This is a genomic window from Streptomyces sp. NPDC060049 (assembly GCF_042736715.1).
Taxonomy (GTDB): domain Bacteria; phylum Actinomycetota; class Actinomycetes; order Streptomycetales; family Streptomycetaceae; genus Streptomyces.
The window spans coordinates 423,427-440,088 of record NZ_JBHWVV010000001.1; the positions used below are offsets into that span (position 1 = coordinate 423,427).

17 protein-coding genes are annotated in these 16,662 nt (G+C 73.3%); 11 read left to right on the forward strand and 6 right to left on the reverse strand.

The features are described from left to right. The first annotated feature begins 90 nt into the window (after positions 1–90). Together ACFWBY_RS01920 and ACFWBY_RS01925 are read left to right on the forward strand one after the other, a co-directional pair. On the forward strand, positions 91–717 hold the full coding sequence (locus tag ACFWBY_RS01920) for a DUF4291 domain-containing protein (protein ID WP_385330651.1): 627 nt from the start codon (positions 91–93) through the stop codon (positions 715–717). A gap of 332 nt (positions 718–1,049) precedes the next feature. Beyond that, entirely contained in the window at positions 1,050–2,291 is a 1,242-nt protein-coding gene (locus tag ACFWBY_RS01925) for a hypothetical protein (protein ID WP_385330648.1), read from the forward strand. A 163-nt stretch (positions 2,292–2,454) separates the two neighbouring features. Here the strand turns inward: ACFWBY_RS01925 and ACFWBY_RS01930 are convergent, their stop codons facing one another. Beyond that, positions 2,455–3,051 (reverse strand): peroxiredoxin-like family protein, encoded by a 597-nt coding sequence (locus ACFWBY_RS01930; protein ID WP_385330645.1) that lies wholly within the window; start codon positions 3,049–3,051, stop codon positions 2,455–2,457. An 83-nt stretch (positions 3,052–3,134) separates the two neighbouring features. On the opposite strand from ACFWBY_RS01930, the gene ACFWBY_RS01935 reads away from it, so the two are divergent. Further along, on the forward strand, positions 3,135–3,743 hold the full coding sequence (locus ACFWBY_RS01935; protein ID WP_385330642.1) for a TetR/AcrR family transcriptional regulator: 609 nt from the start codon (positions 3,135–3,137) through the stop codon (positions 3,741–3,743). A 158-nt stretch (positions 3,744–3,901) separates the two neighbouring features. Next, positions 3,902–5,545, forward strand: coding sequence for a DNA repair helicase XPB (locus ACFWBY_RS01940; RefSeq protein ID WP_385330640.1), 1,644 nt, complete (start codon positions 3,902–3,904; stop codon positions 5,543–5,545). Here the strand turns inward: ACFWBY_RS01940 and ACFWBY_RS01945 are convergent. Both ACFWBY_RS01945 and ACFWBY_RS01950 read right to left on the reverse strand, forming a co-directional pair. After that, positions 5,511–6,485, reverse strand: coding sequence for a glycosyltransferase family 87 protein (locus tag ACFWBY_RS01945; RefSeq protein WP_385330637.1), 975 nt, complete (start codon positions 6,483–6,485; stop codon positions 5,511–5,513). The two genes, ACFWBY_RS01940 and ACFWBY_RS01945, sit on opposite strands and share 35 nt — an antisense overlap. A 158-nt stretch (positions 6,486–6,643) precedes the next feature. After that, positions 6,644–6,829, reverse strand: a complete 186-nt coding sequence (locus ACFWBY_RS01950; protein WP_385330634.1) for a hypothetical protein — start codon at positions 6,827–6,829, stop codon at positions 6,644–6,646. 6 nt (positions 6,830–6,835) lie between these two features. Here ACFWBY_RS01950 and ACFWBY_RS01955 point away from each other — a divergent pair, with 6 nt between their 5' ends. Together ACFWBY_RS01955 and ACFWBY_RS01960 are read left to right on the forward strand one after the other, a co-directional pair. Next, positions 6,836–7,204: a hypothetical protein gene (locus ACFWBY_RS01955; protein WP_385330632.1), complete on the forward strand. Its 369-nt coding sequence runs from the start codon at positions 6,836–6,838 to the stop codon at positions 7,202–7,204. A 115-nt stretch (positions 7,205–7,319) separates the two neighbouring features. Continuing rightward, positions 7,320–9,434, forward strand: a complete 2,115-nt coding sequence (locus ACFWBY_RS01960) for a HelD family protein (protein ID WP_385330630.1) — start codon at positions 7,320–7,322, stop codon at positions 9,432–9,434. 72 nt (positions 9,435–9,506) lie between these two features. Here ACFWBY_RS01960 and ACFWBY_RS01965 read toward each other — a convergent pair whose 3' ends face one another. Next, positions 9,507–10,202, reverse strand: a complete 696-nt coding sequence (locus ACFWBY_RS01965; protein WP_385330627.1) for a copper homeostasis protein CutC — start codon at positions 10,200–10,202, stop codon at positions 9,507–9,509. A 135-nt stretch (positions 10,203–10,337) separates the two neighbouring features. Here ACFWBY_RS01965 and ACFWBY_RS01970 point away from each other — a divergent pair, with 135 nt between their 5' ends. Both ACFWBY_RS01970 and ACFWBY_RS01975 read left to right on the forward strand, forming a co-directional pair. Further along, on the forward strand, positions 10,338–11,093 hold the full coding sequence (locus tag ACFWBY_RS01970) for a hypothetical protein (RefSeq protein WP_385330624.1): 756 nt from the start codon (positions 10,338–10,340) through the stop codon (positions 11,091–11,093). A gap of 76 nt (positions 11,094–11,169) precedes the next feature. Continuing rightward, positions 11,170–12,378, forward strand: a complete 1,209-nt coding sequence (locus ACFWBY_RS01975) for a Cmx/CmrA family chloramphenicol efflux MFS transporter (protein ID WP_385330866.1) — start codon at positions 11,170–11,172, stop codon at positions 12,376–12,378. On the opposite strand, the gene ACFWBY_RS01980 is transcribed toward ACFWBY_RS01975, so the two are convergent. Beyond that, positions 12,375–12,641 carry a DUF4031 domain-containing protein gene (locus tag ACFWBY_RS01980; RefSeq protein ID WP_385330621.1) on the reverse strand — a complete coding sequence of 89 codons (267 nt, stop codon included), beginning with the start codon at positions 12,639–12,641 and terminating at the stop codon, positions 12,375–12,377. The two genes, ACFWBY_RS01975 and ACFWBY_RS01980, sit on opposite strands and share 4 nt — an antisense overlap. 7 nt (positions 12,642–12,648) lie before the next feature. Beyond that, positions 12,649–13,038 (reverse strand): hypothetical protein, encoded by a 390-nt coding sequence (locus tag ACFWBY_RS01985; protein WP_385330619.1) that lies wholly within the window; start codon positions 13,036–13,038, stop codon positions 12,649–12,651. Positions 13,039–13,165: 127 nt separating this feature from the next. On the opposite strand from ACFWBY_RS01985, the gene ACFWBY_RS01990 reads away from it, so the two are divergent. The 3 genes from ACFWBY_RS01990 to ACFWBY_RS02000 are packed head-to-tail and all read left to right on the forward strand — an operon-like array spanning position 13,166 to position 16,612. Next, positions 13,166–14,125: a MurR/RpiR family transcriptional regulator gene (locus ACFWBY_RS01990; RefSeq protein WP_385330616.1), complete on the forward strand. Its 960-nt coding sequence runs from the start codon at positions 13,166–13,168 to the stop codon at positions 14,123–14,125. Between the two features lie 19 nt (positions 14,126–14,144). Further along, a complete protein-coding gene (murQ, locus tag ACFWBY_RS01995; protein ID WP_385330615.1) occupies positions 14,145–15,071 on the forward strand; it encodes an N-acetylmuramic acid 6-phosphate etherase in 927 nt (308 codons plus the stop codon). 35 nt (positions 15,072–15,106) lie between these two features. After that, positions 15,107–16,612, forward strand: a complete 1,506-nt coding sequence (locus ACFWBY_RS02000) for a PTS transporter subunit EIIC (protein WP_385330611.1) — start codon at positions 15,107–15,109, stop codon at positions 16,610–16,612. Positions 16,613–16,662 lie beyond the last annotated feature (50 nt).

Sequence of the window (16,662 nt, forward strand, 5' to 3'; positions counted from 1 at the left end):
GGGCCCAGCCGGGGTCCGGGGGCCGAGGTGCGGCCGGGCCCGGGGAAAAACCGATGGCCCGGGTGGTGTGCGGGCCCGCACCCTGGGGCCATGTCCGACATCCCTACCGCAGGCCCGGCCCGGAGCCCGGCCGGCGTCCCCCGCCACCAGATCCGCGCGTCCCACACCGCCGACACCCTCACGGTCTACCAGGCGTACAGCCCCCTGCTGGGGCTCCCCGCGGCCCGGGACGGCCGCTTCCCGCCCGCCTGGAAGCGGGAGCGGATGACGTGGGTGAAGCCGTCGTTCCTGTGGATGATGTACCGCTGCGGCTGGGCCGCCAAAGCCGGCCAGGAGACCGTGCTGGCCGTCGAGATCACCCGCGCCGGCTTCGACCGGGCGCTGCGCGACGCCTGCCTGTCGCACTACTCCCCCGCCGTGCACGCCGACCGGGCGGCCTGGAGGCAGGCGCTGCGGACCGCCCCCGCCCGCGTCCAGTGGGACCCGGAGCGCGACCTGCGCCTGAACCCGCTGCCCTACCGTTCGCTCCAACTCGGCCTGGCCGGACCGGCGTCGCGGGCGTACGCCGACGAGTGGACGGTCTCCATTCGCGACGTGACCCCGTTGGCGCGGGAGATCCACGACCTGCTGCGGGCGGGGAAAGCGGCAGCGGCGCGCGCCCTCCTCCCAGTGGAGACCCCCTATGCGGCGGGGCCGCTGGAGCACCTGGGCGCGTAGCCGGTTCCTGTGACGTTCCCCGGCGCCGGAGCATGGGGCGAAACAGGTGGGGATGGTTCCGTTATCGCAGGTCAGAGAGCATGCGAGGAGGCCGGGGGCCTGTTGCACAGCGGTGACATTCCGACGACGGATTGGAGATGCGCCCTGTGTGAAGATCAGTTCATCGCAGCAGCGACCGGGGGAAAGAAACCGGACCGCCAGCGAGAACCCTGCACCACGGAACCGGCGTTGAACCGCCGGCCGCCTCGCTCGGCCGCTCGACCTCTGCTCTGCCTCTCGGCCTCTCGGCCGCCACTGCCGTCTGATCTTGTTGATTCCTGGGGGATTCCACCATGTCCGCTCGCACCGCCACCCTCCGCGCCGCCACCGCCACCGCCGTCGTCGCCGCCGTCGCCGGGACCGTCCTGATGCCGCTGTCGGCCCACGCCGACGGCAACCACCAGGCGCTGAAGACCACGATGAGCGCGCCGGTGCCGAGCGGCCCGCTGACGCGGGGCGGCGCGACGGAGACCTTCGAGCTGACGGTGACCAACACGACGGACAAGGTCTCCGACTACCACCCGTGGATGCTCCTCGACCCCACCGGCGCCAGCCCGCTCCAGCAGAGCGACGTGGTCTACAAGGTCGAGGCGCTGAGCGCCCCGGCGACCAGGTCCGAGATCGGACAGCAGGACGGCGAGTGGCAGGGCCTGTTCTACCCGGAGGGCAAGAAGGCTTCCGACGGCTTCGAGATCCCGGCCGGCGGGAAGCTGACCTGGAAGGTCACCATCGGCCTCGGCGCGAGCTACCCGACCAACAACGGCGACTTCCAGCTGCGCGCGTCGAGCTTCGCGAACGAGATCGCGGACGGCGGCACGGCCTCCCTGACCTTCAAGGCCGGCCCGGAGGCCAAGCCCGGGACCCTGGAGACCTGGTTCGACCACGTGAGCCCCTGCCAGGGCAGCGAGGCTCCCGACTGCCAGGAGATGGACGTTCGCTACCGAGCCACCGGTGACGGCGAGTTCAACTCCGGCCTCGCCACCTGGTTCCAGGTGGACATGCCCGACCTGGGCAAGGCCGACCTCCAGGCGCGCGTCAAGGTCGACGGCCAGTGGAAGGACCTGGCGGGCGAGACCGGCAACTACAACCTGCCGGTCATCCCGAAGGGCTTCGGCGCCGCCTCCGGCGACCGCATCACGCACGTACAGGTCAAGCTCGGCCCGAAGGCGCAGCTCAAGAAGCTCAACCCGGTCAAGGTGACCGCCACGGTCGGCCTGGCCGAGGGCAACACCTACCCCTTCCTGTCCGCCGAGCAGGAGTTCCAGCTCGGCCCGAAGGCCACCGCGCCGGCTCCGACCACCCCCGCGCCCACCAAGCCCGCGCCCACCACCCCGGCCCCGTCCGGCTCCGCGACCACCGCCCCGGCGGCCACGGCGACCCCGACCGCGGCGAACACCCCCGCCGCGACCGGTTCCCTCGCGCACACCGGCTCGGACTCCAACACGGGCCTGTACACCGGACTGGCCGGTGTCCTCATCGCCCTCGGCGGCGCCGCCGCCTGGTTCGGCGCCCGCCGCCGCGCCGCCCGCGGCTGACCACCACACCGTGCGGAGGGCCCGGTACGCGCGACGCGCGTACCGGGCCCTCCGGTCTTTTCACCTGGGCGCCGTCACCGTGCGGGGACGCCACGCAGCCCCTTCCCGGCTAGTGCTGTGACCGGAAGGGTTCACCCGGTCGCGGCGCCCGGCCCGGCACGGACTAGGCACCCACGGGGTACCGGGCCGCCGTGCGGAGCAGCTCGTCGACCGACCACTGGTCGTAGACGTGCTCCCCGTACTTGGCGGCCAGCACCCGTCCGTCCGGACCGATCAGCAGGTCCGCGGGCAGCCCGAACCGTCCTCCGCGCGGCCGCGGGGCCGCGAGCCGCTCCCGGCCGCGCGCCACGGCCACGGCCGACCGGGCGACCGCCCGCAGCACCGGGCCCCAGGCGCGCGGGTGCAGCAGGGAGCGCGGGGAGGCCTCGACGCCGAACTCCCGGTAGAGCCGCTGCTCCGGATCGGCGACCACGGCGAAGGGGAAGTCGGCGGTGTGGGGGCGCAGTTCCTCGGCGGAGGAGTGGAAGAGCACGACCTCGCGGATCCCCGCGGCCTCGATCTCCGCGTGGCGCCGGACGACGGAGCGCAGGTGGAGGTGGCAGACGGGGCAGCCGGCGAAACGCCGGAACTGCAGGTGCACGAGGTGCCCGGGGTCGGGCACGGGCACGGTGGGGCGCGCGGCGGCGTCGAGTGCGGGCACGGCGTGTGCCGTGACGGCCTCGAGGCGGCGGGCGGGCACGACGGAACCGGGTTCGAGCATGGGGAACCTCCCTCGACGGGCGTAGGCGTATGCCGTACTCCTACCCCTACAGCGTAGGCGTATGGCGTACGCTGTCAACCGTCATGCCGCGCCCCCGCTCACACACCCCGGACCAACTGGCCGCCGCCGCCCTCGCCGTCATCGACCGCGACGGACTCCCCGGCCTGTCCATGCGCGCCGTCGCCACCGAACTCGGCATCAGCCCCATGGCCCTGTACCGCTACGTCCGGGACCGCGACGAACTCGAAGCCCTCGTCGTCGAACTGGTCCTCAGCGGCGTCGACACCAACCCGCCGCCTCCCGCGCCCTGGCGCGAGCGGATCACCGAACTGGCCACCCGCCTGCGGGACGCCATGTGCGACCACCCGGCCGTACTGCCGCTCACCCTCACCCACCGGCACCGCTCGCACAGCGGGCTGCGCTGGTCGGAAACGGTGCTCGAGGTGCTCACGGAGGCCGGCGTCGAGGCCGAGGACCGGGTCGTCGCCCTGCGCGCGGTCATCGCGTACGTCATCGGCGCGACCCAGCTGGAACACCTCGGCCCCCTCGCCGGCCCCGGCACCACCGCCATCGCCGGTCTGCCCGCGGACGAGTTCCCGTACATGACGGCCACCGCGCGCGACGCCCGCTCGGTCACCCCGGACCGGGAGTTCCTGGGCGGCCTCACCCTGCTCCTACGGGGCCTGGCCTGATCCCGCGGGCGACCACCGCGGCAGGCATCCGCCCCGGCACTGAGCGGCACCGCGGAACCCCGCGGGGCCCAGAACCACCCCGCCCGCGCGGCGATACGGCAGACTGGAGGTTTGGCCGCCCGCGTCCGGGCGGTCCTCCCACGCCGAAAGGGACGTGCGTGAACGGGCCCCTCATCGTTCAGAGCGACAAGACCCTCCTCCTCGAGATCGACCACGAGCTCTCCGGAGCCGCGCGCCGCGCCATCGCGCCGTTCGCCGAGCTGGAGCGCGCTCCCGAGCACATCCACACCTACCGGATCACTCCGCTCGGCCTGTGGAACGCGCGGGCCGCCGGTCACGACGCCGAGCAGGTCGTGGACGCACTCGTGGAGTTCTCCCGCTACCCCGTCCCGCACGCGCTGCTCGTCGACGTCGCCGAGACCATGGCCCGCTACGGCCGCCTCACCCTTTCCAAGCACCCCGTCCACGGACTGGTCCTGACCAGCACCGACCGGCCGGTGCTGGAGGAGATCCTGCGGTCCAAGCGGATCGCCCCGCTCGTCGGCGCGCGGCTCGACGCCGACACCGTCGCCGTGCACCCCTCCGAGCGCGGGCAGATCAAGCAGACGCTGCTCAAGCTGGGCTGGCCGGCCGAGGACCTCGCCGGGTACGTGGACGGCGAGGCACACCCGATCGAGCTCGACGAGAACGGCTGGTCGCTGCGCCCCTACCAGCAGCAGGCCGTCGAGGGCTTCTGGCACGGCGGCTCCGGTGTGGTCGTGCTGCCCTGCGGCGCCGGCAAGACGCTGGTCGGCGCGGGCGCGATGGCGAAGGCCAAGGCGACGACCCTGATCCTCGTCACGAACACCGTCTCCGCCCGCCAGTGGAAGCACGAGCTGATCAAGCGCACCTCCCTGACGGAGGAGGAGATCGGCGAGTACTCCGGCACGCGCAAGGAGATCCGGCCCGTCACGATCGCCACGTACCAGGTCCTGACGACGAAGCGGAAGGGCATCTACCCGCACCTGGAGCTCTTCGACTCCCGGGACTGGGGCCTGATCCTCTACGACGAGGTGCACCTGCTGCCGGCGCCCGTGTTCAAGTTCACCGCCGACCTCCAGGCCCGGCGGCGGCTCGGGCTCACGGCGACGCTGGTGCGCGAGGACGGGCGCGAGTCGGACGTCTTCTCGCTGATCGGCCCGAAGCGGTTCGACGCCCCGTGGAAGGAGATCGAGGCGCAGGGCTACATCGCTCCGGCGGACTGCGTCGAGGTACGCGTGAACCTCACGGAGTCGGAGCGCCTCGCGTACGCGACCGCCGAGACGGAGGAGAAGTACCGCTTCTGCGCGACCACCGCCACCAAGCGGAAGGTCACCGAGGCACTGGTGCGCAAGCACGCGGGCGAGCAGACCCTGGTCATCGGGCAGTACATCGACCAGCTCGACGAACTCGGCGAGCACCTGAACGCCCCTGTCATCAAGGGCGAGACCTCCAACGCGCAGCGCGAGAAGCTCTTCAACGCCTTCCGCGAAGGCGAGATCAGCGTGCTGGTCGTCTCGAAGGTCGCGAACTTCTCCATCGACCTGCCCGAGGCCACGGTCGCCATCCAGGTGTCCGGAACCTTCGGCTCCCGCCAGGAGGAGGCCCAGCGGCTGGGCCGCGTCCTGCGCCCGAAGGCGGACGGCCACGAGGCGCGCTTCTACTCGGTCGTCGCGCGCGACACCATCGACCAGGACTTCGCCGCGCACCGCCAGCGCTTCCTGGCCGAACAGGGCTACGCCTACCGGATCATGGACGCGGACGAGCTGCTCGCGAGCGACTGACGGCCCGTCGCGGGGGTGGCTGCCGCCCGTGTTCCCACGGGTCATCGACGACGCGGACGTCATCCTCCTTGAGGGGTGACCTCGGCAGCGGGACCCCCCGGGTTCCGGGGGCGCCGGGGTCGCCTCGGTCGCCGTTGCCGTTGCCGTTGCCGTTGCCGTTGCCCCGCAGGAAGCGCGGGAAGCGCAGGACCCGCAGGACGAGGCGGCCGCCCCGGTGCCGCAGGGCGGCGGCGAGCAGGGCCGTGAGTACGGGGACCGCCCAGACCCACAGGTGGGGCCAGTCCAGCAGGATCGAGCGGCCGCCGGCGGCCAGGTGCCGGGACCAGAAGTCGGCAGAGGCCTGCGGGAGGACCAGCAGTCCGAGCAGGCCGGCGCCGGCGAAGGCGCCCAGCCCGGTCAGGCCGGCCCGGACACGGCCGGTCAGCAGGAGGTACGGGATCAAGAGCGCCGGGGTCAGCGTGATCCCGGCGGCGGTGCCCAGCGCGAAGCCCTTGCCGAGCGCGGCGCTCGGCCTTCGCAGGTCCCACAGGACCGGGCAGGCGAGCGCCAAGTTGATCTGGCCGGTCAGCGGGGTCTGGAACAGCGGCTCCAGCCACAGCCCGGCGACGGTGGCGGCCATGACGGCGACCGGCCTGGTCCCCAGGCCCGCCAGGCGGCAGGACAGAAGGATCAGCAGGGCGAGCAGGCCGGCATTGCCCAGGACCAGGACGGCCTTCAGTACGCCGGACGGCAGCCAGGCGGCCGGCGTGAACAGGATCGCCGCGAAGGGCGGATACGCGGCGGGCGGTCGCCACTCGGCGGCGGAGAAGCCGTGAACGAGGGCGTCGGCGGTCGGGATGCGCAGGGCGACGCAGAGCACGCCCAGGCCGAGCAGCAGGCCCGCGACCAGTACACCGGCGCGAGGTGACGGCAAGCGGCTGGTGTCGGGACTCGGGGTCACGGCGTGACCTTAGCGGTTCCCGTGACGGGTCACCGGCAGGGGCCGGCGACCGGACCGGGCAGGGCGGGTCAGCGACGTATGACGCCCTGGGTCAGCGCCGTACGACGACCCAAGTCAGCGCCTTATGACGACCCAGTCAGCCCCGAGTGACGCGCGGGTCAGCGACGTATGACGCCCGCGTCCTCGGCGTATTCGCCGAGGACGACGACGCTCACGACGGCGGCCGCGAAGACCTTGGCGGCGCGCAGGACGTTGCCGACGCCGTGGCGCGGGCGGGAGTCGGAGAGGGTGGCGGCGCCGCTCGGGCGGCCGACCTGGACCGGAGTGAAGGTTGCGGTGCTCATGTGTCCATGGTCCTTTTTCGCCCGGCCCGCCACATCGGCCCCGGGGCTGAACCTCCGGCCACCCGTCTCCTCCTCCCGACCCATGCCTGCCCCTACGGGCTCTGTCCGAAGGGGGATGCGACCGCAGGACCCGAAGGGCCCGACCCGGACGACACCCCTACGGGGCAGAGGGACGAAGAGCCATCGGACCCCTCCTCGCCCTCGCCCTCGCCCTCGCCCTCTCTCGACCTCGACCTCGACCTCGACTTCGACCTCGACTTCGACCTCGACCTCGACCTCGACCTCGACCTCGACCGCAACGGCCCCGCCCCCACCGGCGGTCCGCCCGCGGCACCCCGGCGTTATCCGTTCGCGCGCCACACGCCCGGTGACTAGAATCTCCGCTCTTGCCGCCTCCCGCCGCGTCACCGGGAGAGCCGCCCGCCGGCCGGAAACCGGCGGGGTCCGTCCCGCATCACGCAGCGTTCACCCAGCAGCTGGAGGCAGTTCCGTGCCCGCCCACGCCCACGTCACCGACCCCGCCGCAGACACCTCCGCAGACCCCGCCACGACCACCGACGCAGCCGCCACCGACCCCCTGGGCCGCGAGCGCGCCCACCTCGGCGCCTCCCGCTCCGCACTCCGCGCGATGCGCGAGGACGTAGAGGCCCTCGACATCCGCGACGTCACCGCGAACTGGGTCAACGCGATCGTCCTCCAGGCCCAGATCGACGACCGCATCAAGGCGCTCGCCGACCTCTCCCACACCCCGCTCTTCTTCGGCCGCCTCGACTACCTGCACGCGCCCGGCGCCGAGCTCGCCGAAGGCGCGGAGGGCGAGCAGTTCTACATCGGCCGCCGCCACGTCCACGACGCCGACGGCGACCCGATGGTGATCGACTGGCGCGCGCCCGTCTCCCAGCCCTTCTACCGGGCCTCGAAAGCCGACCCCCAGGACGTCGGGCTGCGCCGCCGCTTCGGTTACACCGGCGGCGAGCTGACCGCGTACGAGGACGAGCACCTCTCCGACCCGGCCGAGGCCGCGGCGACGGTCAGCAAGCTCCTCCAGCAGGAGATCGAGCGCCCGCGCGTCGGCCCCATGCGCGACATCGTCGCGACGATCCAGCCGGAGCAGGACACGATCGTCCGTTCCGGGCTGTCGGGATCCGTCTGCGTGCAGGGTGGTCCCGGCACCGGCAAGACGGCGGTCGGCCTGCACCGGGTCGCCTACCTCCTCTACGCGCACCGCGACCGCCTCGCCCGCACCGGCACGCTGGTCATCGGGCCGAACCGTTCCTTCCTGCACTACATCGAGCAGGTCCTGCCCGCCCTGGGCGAGCTGGAGGTCAAGCAGGCCACGGTCGACGACCTGGTCGCCCGTGCGGACCTGGAGGTACGCGGGGCGGACGCCGCCGAAACCGCCGTGGTCAAGGGCGACGCCCGGATGGCGCGGGTGCTGCGCCGCGCGGTCCACTCGCACGTGAGCGAGCCGGCGGAGCCGCTGATGGTGGTGCGCGGATCGCGGCGCTGGCGGGTTCCGGCGCACGAGCTCGCCGAGATCGTCGCGGAGCTCCAGAACCGCGACATCCGCTACGGCGCCGCCCGCGACGCCCTCCCGCAGCGGATCGCGCACGCGGTCCTCGTACGGATGGAGCAGGCGGGCGAGGCTCCGGACGACCGCGTCCAGGACGCGGTGGCGCGCAACCCGGCGGTCAAGGCCGTGGTCAAGGCGGTGTGGCCGCTGGTGGAGCCGGCGAAGCTGGTCCTGCGCCTCCTCGGCGACCCGGCCTTCCTCGCGGCGCACGCGGAGGGCGTCCTGACGGACGAGGAGCAGAAACTGCTCCTGTGGCGGAAGCCGTTCCGGAGCGTGAAGTCGGCGAAGTGGTCGCCGGCGGACCTGGTCCTGATCGACGAGGCGGCGGACCTGGTGGAGCGCACGCACTCGCTCGGCCACGTCGTCCTCGACGAGGCGCAGGACCTGTCCCCGATGCAGTACCGGGCGGTGGGGCGGCGCTGCACGACCGGTTCGGCCACGATCCTCGGCGACCTCGCGCAGGGCACCACCCCGTGGGCGACGCGCAGCTGGGACGAGGCGCTGGAGCACCTGGGCAAGCCGGAGGCGGTGCTGGAGGAGCTGACGGCCGGTTTCCGCGTACCGCGCGAGGTGATCGCCTACGCGTCCCGCCTGCTCCCGTCGATCTCGCCGGGGCTGGCGCCGGTCTCCTCGGTGCGTGAGACGCCGGGCTCGCTGGTGGTCTCGCCGGTCTCGGATCCGACGGCCGCGGCCGTGGACGCCTGCCGCGCCTCCCTCGCGTTCGAGGGCTCGATCGGGCTGATCGCGGCGGACGCGCGGATCCCGGACCTGGCGGACGCCCTGCTGGCGGCGGACCTCCCGTACCTCTCCCCCGGCGAGGAGACGACGGCCCTGTCCCGCCTGACGCTGGTGCCGGCGTCACTCGCCAAGGGCCTGGAGTACGACTACGTCGTCCTGGACGAGCCGGCGGCGATCGTCGACGGCGAACCGGACGAGCGCACGGGCCTGCGCCGCCTGTACGTCTGCCTCACCCGAGCGGTCTCCGGCCTGACCCTCCTGCACGGGGCCCCGCTGCCGGCGGCGCTGACGTAGCCCCCGCGGGCCCGGCCGCCCTGCGGTCCGGGCCCTGGGGGCCGCGCTGCCGGCGGACGGTGTCCCGGTCCGTCAGGACAGGGCGGTCCGCCACTCGGCGACCGCCGACGCCGAGACGGGGCGGGTCCAGCCCGAGGGGCGGGCCGCGCCGCCGATGTGGAAGGCGTCGATAGCCGCCTCGCGCAGCTCCGGCAGGTGCGCGAGCGTCAGGCCGCCGCCGACGAGGATCCGCGCCTCGTAGCCGGGCGAGCCCGCCTTCGCCGCCTCCTCCAGCAGCACGGGCAGGCCCTCGGCGACCCCGCCCGCCGCGCCGGCCGTCAGGAACGTGTCCAGGCCGGGCAGCTCCGCCAGTGTCTTGCGGAGCTGGTCCCGGTCCGGGGTCCGGTCGATCGCCCGGTGGAAGGTCCACGCGCAGCCGTCGAGCTCCGCGACGACCGTCTCGACGGCGGCGAGGTCCGCGCTGCCGTCCGGGGTCAGGAAGCCGAGGACGAACTCCCGCGCACCCTCCGCCCGCAGCGCCCGCGTCCGGTCCACCAGGCGTTCGAGGTCCTCGGCGGAGCCCGCCGAGAAGCCGTCGGCCGTGCGGAGCATCACGCGCAGGGGGATGTCGACCGCCGCCCTGATCCCCGCGAAGGTCTCGCGCGACGGGGTGAGCCCGTCGGCGGCCATGTCGGTGACCAGCTCGAGTCGGTCCGCCCCACCGGCCTGGGCCGCGACCGCGTCCTCCACGTCGAGGGCGATCACCTCCAGGAGCGCACGGTTGCTCATGTCATCCCATCCTTCATAAAAACTGCTCGTATGACCCTTCCGGGCCCTTTGGAAAATAGGTCTAGTCCAATATCCAGGGTACGGGCCTCCGCCCACCCTCCACCAGCACAATCACGCCACCACCACAATGTGCGCATGACCTCCGACCCGCACGACGACGCGCACCCCGCCACGAACCCCGATACGAACCCCGACGCGCACCCCGACGCGACCCGGGTCGCAGCCCCGGCCCCGGACGGCGCCACCGCCCGGGAACACGAACTCCGCGCCCACTGGCACCGCACCGTCCTCGCCGCCGGCGCCGCCCCCGACCGCGACCCCGCCCCCTACGCGGACCGCCTCCTCACCGCCTGGGCGGAGCCGCAGCGCGAGTACCACACCACCGCGCACCTGGCCGACGTACTGGCACGGATCGACGTACTCGCCGAGCACGCCGAGGACCCCGCCGCCGTACGGCTCGCCGCCTGGTTCCACGACGCCGTCTACCGTCCCGACCGCTCCGAGAACGAGGAGCGCAGCGCGGCCCTCGCCGAGCGGGCCCTGCCCGAGCTCGGCGTCGGCGACGCGCGCACCGCCGAGACGGCCCGGCTCGTCCGCCTCACCGTCACGCACAACCCCGCACCCGGCGACACCAACGGCGAGGTGCTGTGCGACGCGGACCTGGCCGTCCTGGCGGGCACCCCGCAGGCGTACGCCGCGTACGCGGCGTCCGTCCGCGCCGAGTACGGGTTCGTCCCCGACGAAGCCTTCCGCGCCGGCCGCGCCGCCGTCCTGCGCCAGCTCCTGGACCTGCCCCGGCTCTTCCGCACCCCGTACGGCTCCGCGCACTGGGAGGCCCCGGCGCGCGCGAACCTGGCCGCCGAGCTCACGGAGCTGTCTTCACACGCCTGACACGGACCGGGGAATGCGCGCCCCTTCGCGCCGGTTGATGTAGTTCATGCCCGCAGCCCCAGCCGAACGCACCCGCATGCCCGTCGCCGTCTACGTCCTCGGCCTGTCCGTCTTCGCGCTCGGAACCAGCGAGTTCATGCTCTCCGGACTCCTCCCGCCGATCGCCGAGGACATGGGCGTCACCATCCCCCAGGCGGGCCTGCTCATATCCGCCTTCGCGATCGGCATGGTCGTCGGCGCGCCCCTGCTCGCCGTCGCCACGCTGCGGCTGCCCCGCCGCACCACGCTCGTCTCGCTGATCACCCTCTTCGGCTTCGGGCAGGTCGCGGGCGCGCTGGCGCCCTCGTACGAGCTGCTCTTCGCCTCCCGCATCGTCTCCGCCCTCGCCTGCGCCGGTTTCTGGGCGGTCGGCGCGGCCGTGGCCATCGCGATGGTCGAGCAGCACCAGCGCGCCCGCGCCATGGCCGTCATGATCGGCGGGCTCTCCATCGCCAACGTCCTCGGCGTCCCGGCCGGCGCGTTCCTCGGTGAGCACCTGGGCTGGCGCTCCGCGTTCTGGGCGGTCGGCGCGGCTTCCGCCGTCGCGCTCGTGGGCATCCTCGCCCTGATCCCGCGGATCCCGCTGCCCGCCGAGAAGCCGACGCTCGCCCGGGAGCTGCGCATCTACCGGGACCGCCAGGTGTGGCTGTCGATCGGCGTCACGGCGCTCGCCGCCGGCGGCGTCTTCTGCGCCTTCAGCTACCTGTCCCCGCTGCTCACGGACGTGGCCGGACTCGATTCCGGCTGGGTGCCGTGGATCCTGGGCCTCTTCGGGGTGGGCGCGCTGGCGGGCACCACGCTGGGCGGGCGGATCGCCGACGCGCACCTCTTCGGGGTGATGCTGTGGGGCATCACCGCCTCCACCGTGTTCCTCGCGGCGCTGGCCCTGCTGGCCCCGGTCGCCGCTGCGGCCGTCGCCCTCTCCTTCCTGATCGGCTTCTCGGCCTTCTTCACCGCACCCGCGCTCAACGCCCGCATGTTCAACGTGGCCGGCGCCGCCCCGACGCTGGCCGGGGCGACGACGACGGCCGCGTTCAACCTCGGCAACACCGGCGGCCCGTGGCTCGGCGGCACCGTCATCGACGCCGGACACGGCTTCTCCGCCACCGCCTGGGCCGGCGCGGCGATGACCGTCACCGCCATCGCCCTGGGCGTCGCGGCCCTGCGCCTGGACCGCCGCGGACCCGCCCCGAGCCGCGTGGTGGCGGCCTCGGCGCCGCTGAGCACCGTGACGGAGAAGGTCTAAGCCGGGCGCCCCTTGGGGCGCCGCAGGCCCGCCCGCGTCAGGCGGCGGACCAGTTCCTTGCTGCCCACCTCGACCGCGCCCGCGCGCACCGCGTCCGCGTACCGGGTCTCGGGCACGTCGTAGTGGTCGCGCTCGAAGGCCTTCGGCGGGCAGCCGATCGACGCCGCGAAGGCGTGCAGTTCCTCGAACGAGACGTCGCTGACCAGGTGCGACCACATGCGGCCGTGGCCGGGCCAGGTCGGCGGGTCGATGTACACCGTCATGGGCGGCTCATTCGCCGGGCCCCAGGGACGGCCCGAAGACGGAGCCGAGTCCGCCCACCGGCGCCACCCGTACTCCGGCCTCGGAGCACACCCACTGCGGATCGGGTCCCAGCTCGGGCTCCACGTCCAGCGCGTGCGGCTCGCCGTGGCCGCACACCGGGCACAGGGGCCAGCGCCCGTACTTCTGCAGCAGGGCGTCTTTGACGTCCTGGGCGACGAGTCCGGCGAGGTAGTCGACCCCCTCCGGCCACTGTTCGACCCACCACCGGCGGTGCGTGACCGAGTTCTCGACGATGGAGACGACATCGGCCTCGGCGACCTTCCCCGCGACGAGGTCGGCGAGCACGAGGGCGCGCGCGGCGTGCAGCGCCTGTTCCAGGGGGGTCGCGTGGTCCATGGGGACATTGTGGACCCGAGGGGCCCCTGTGGCGAAGGCCCTCCGCATTCCCGCATGCGCATCCTCTTGACGGGCCTCACTGCACGGCGGTTTGACGCCACCCCCCTCCTGAAAATAGGTTTCAGGCGTGAGCAAGCACGTGAAAGAAACCTTCAGCGACGGGTCGGTCACCACTGCCCCGGTCCCCGCCCCCGCCGCCCTGCGGGCCCGCGTCCGCAGCCTCGCCCCCTCGATGACCCGCTCCATGCAGGCCGTCGCCGAAGCCGTCGCCGACGACCCCGCCGGTTGCGCCGCGCTCACCGTCACCGACCTGGCCGCCCGCACCGGCACCAGCGAGGCCACCGTCGTCCGCACCGCCCGCCTCCTCGGCTACCCCGGCTACCGCGACCTGCGCCTCGCGCTCGCCGCGCTCGCCGCCCAGCAGGAGTCCGGCGCGGCCCCCGCCGTCACCGTGGACATAGCCGTCGACGACTCCCTCGCCAACGTCGTCGCGAAGCTGGCCCACGAGGAGGCGCAGACCCTCGCCGACACAGCCGCCGGCCTCGACGTCACGGCCCTCGGCGCGGCCGTCACCGCCCTCGCGGGCGCCCGGCGCGTCGAGATCTACGGCGTCGGGGCCTCCGGCCTCGTCGCCCAGGACCTCGCCCAGAAGCTGCAGCGCATCGGCCTCCTCGCCCAGGCGCACAACGACCCGCACCTCGCCGTCACCAACGCCGTCCTGCTCCGCCCCGGCGACGTCGCCGTCGCCATCACCTACTCCGGCGGCACCGGCGACGTCATCGAGCCGCTGCGGCTCGCCTTCGAGCGCGGCGCCACCACCCTCGCGCTCACCGGCCGCACCAACGCCCCCGTCGTCCACTACGCCGACCTCGTACTGGCCACCTCGGCGGCCCGCGAGACCCAGCTGCGACCGGCCGCCATGTCGAGCCGGACCAGCCAGCTCCTCGTCGTCGACTGCCTCTTCGTCGGCGTCGCACAACAGACCTACGAGACCGCCGCGCCCGCGCTCGCGGCCTCGTACGAGGCGCTCGCGCCCCGGCACCACACCCCCGTACCCACGGCCAAGCGCAACAGCACCACCCGCTAGCAGTTCAGGAGCCCCCCTCATGACCGCGTACACGGACCTCCGCGCCCAGCTCGCCACCTTGACCACCGAGGCCTTCCGCCCCGAACTGGCCGAGATCGACCGGCTGTCCACCCTCGAGATCGTCCGCCTCATGAACGCCGAGGACGCCACCGTCCCGGCCGCCGTCGCAGGCCGGCTGGAGGAGATCGCCCGCGCCGTCGACGGGATCTCCGAGCGGATGGCCCGCGGCGGGCGGCTGATCTACGCGGGAGCCGGCACCGCCGGCCGGATGGGCGTACTGGACGCCAGCGAGTGCCCGCCCACGTTCAACACCGACCCTCGCGAGGTCGTCGGCCTGATCGCGGGCGGCCCCTCCGCCATGGTCAAGGCCGTCGAAGGCGCCGAGGACTCCAAGGAACTGGCCGCCGAGGACCTGACCGCCCTGGCCCTGACCGCCGACGACACCGTCATCGGGATCTCCGCCTCCGGCCGCACCCCGTACGCGATCGGCGCCGTCGAGTTCGCCCGCGGCCGCGGCGCGCTCACCGTCGGCCTGTCCTGCAACGCCGGCTCGGCGCTCGCGGCCGCGGCCGACCACGGCATCGAGGTCGTCGTCGGTCCCGAACTCCTCACCGGCTCCACCCGCTTGAAGGCCGGCACCGCGCAGAAGCTCGTCCTCAACCTCATCTCGACCGTCACGATGATCCGGCTCGGCAAGACGTACGGGAACCTGATGGTCGACATGCGCTCCTCCAACGAGAAGCTGCGCGCCCGCGCCCGCCGCATCGTCTCGCTCGCCACCGGCGCCCCCGACGACGAGATCGAGGCCGCGCTCACCGCCGCCGACGGCGAGGTCAAGCAGGCCGTCCTCGTCATCCTCGGCGGCGTCGACGGCCCCACGGCGGCCGAACTGCTCACCGCCTCGGGCGGCCACCTCCGCGCCGCCCTCGCCCAGACCACCCGCTGACCCCGCCGACCCCCAGCAGCAAGGCGAACACCTAGATGTCCACTGACAAGAACCGCGCCACAGCCGCCGCGATCCTTCCTCTGGTCGGCGGCCCTGACAACATCCTCTCCATCGCGCACTGCATGACGCGCCTGCGCATCACCCTGCACCACCGCTCGCTGGTCCAGGACGAGGCCCTGAAGGCCCTGCCCGCCGTGATGGGCGTCGTCGAGGACGACACGTACCAGATCGTGCTGGGACCGGGCACCGTCGCCCGCGTCACCCCCGAGTTCGAGGCCCTGGTCGCGGAGGGCCGCTCGGCCGCCCCGGCGCCCGGCGCTCCCGCCGCCGGCGCCCACCCCGTCTCCGCCGACGAGCTCGCCGCCCAGGGTGCGGCCATCAAGGACGCCAGGAAGGCGCGGAACGCCACCCCCTTCAAGCTGTTCCTGCGCCGCATCGCGAACATCTTCGTCCCCCTGATCCCGGCGCTGATCGGCTGCGGCATCATCGCCGGCCTCAACGGCTTCATCACGAACATGGGCTGGCTGCCCGCGGTCGTCCCGGCGCTCGCCGCCATGGCCACCGGCTTCATGTCCCTGATCGCCGTCTTCGTCGGCTACAACACGGCCAAGGAGTTCGGCGGGACCGCGATCCTCGGCGGCGCCGTCGCCGCGATCATCGTCTTCCCGGGCGTCGCCAAGATCGACGCCTTCGGCCAGCACCTCTCCCCCGGTCAGGGCGGCGTGCTCGGCGCCCTGGCGGCCGCGCTGCTCGCGGTCCAGGTGGAGAAGTGGTGCCGCAAATGGGTCCCGGAGGCACTGGACGTCCTCGTCACCCCCACCCTCACGGTCCTGATCTCCGGGCTGGTCACCATCTTCGGCCTGATGTTCGTCGCCGGTGAGATCTCCAGCGCCATCGGCACCTTCGCCACCTGGCTCCTCGCCACCGGCGGCGCCTTCGCGGGCCTGATCCTCGGCGGCCTCTTCCTCCCCCTGGTCATGCTGGGCCTGCACCAGGCCCTGATCCCCATCCACACCACCCTGATCGAACAGACCGGCTACACCGTCCTCCTCCCCATCCTCGCCATGGCGGGCGCGGGCCAGGTCGGCGCGGCCATCGCCGTCTACTACCGGCTCCCGCGCAACCGCTCGATCCGCACCACCATCAAGTCCGCGCTCCCGGCCGGCTTCCTGGGCGTCGGCGAACCGCTGATCTACGGCGTCTCCCTCCCCCTGGGGCGCCCCTTCATGACCGCGTGCGTCGGCGGCGCGGCCGGCGGAGCCTTCGTCGGCCTCTTCAACCAGCTGGGCACCGCCTTCGGCTCCAACGCCATCGGCCCCTCGGGCTGGGCCCTCTTCCCGCTGCTGGACGGCAAGTCGGGCATGGGGATGACCATCGCGATCTACGCGGGCGGTCTGGCCGTCGGCTACCTCGTCGGCTTCCTCGCCACGTACTTCTTCGGCTTCACGAGCCAGATGCTGACCGACTTCAACACCGACCCGGACACCGAGTCGACGAAGGCCCCCCACCCGGAGCCCGAGAAGGAACCGGCCCTGGCCTGACGGCACACGAAAGGCTCCCGGCCGGTGAACCACACCGGCCGGGAGCCTTC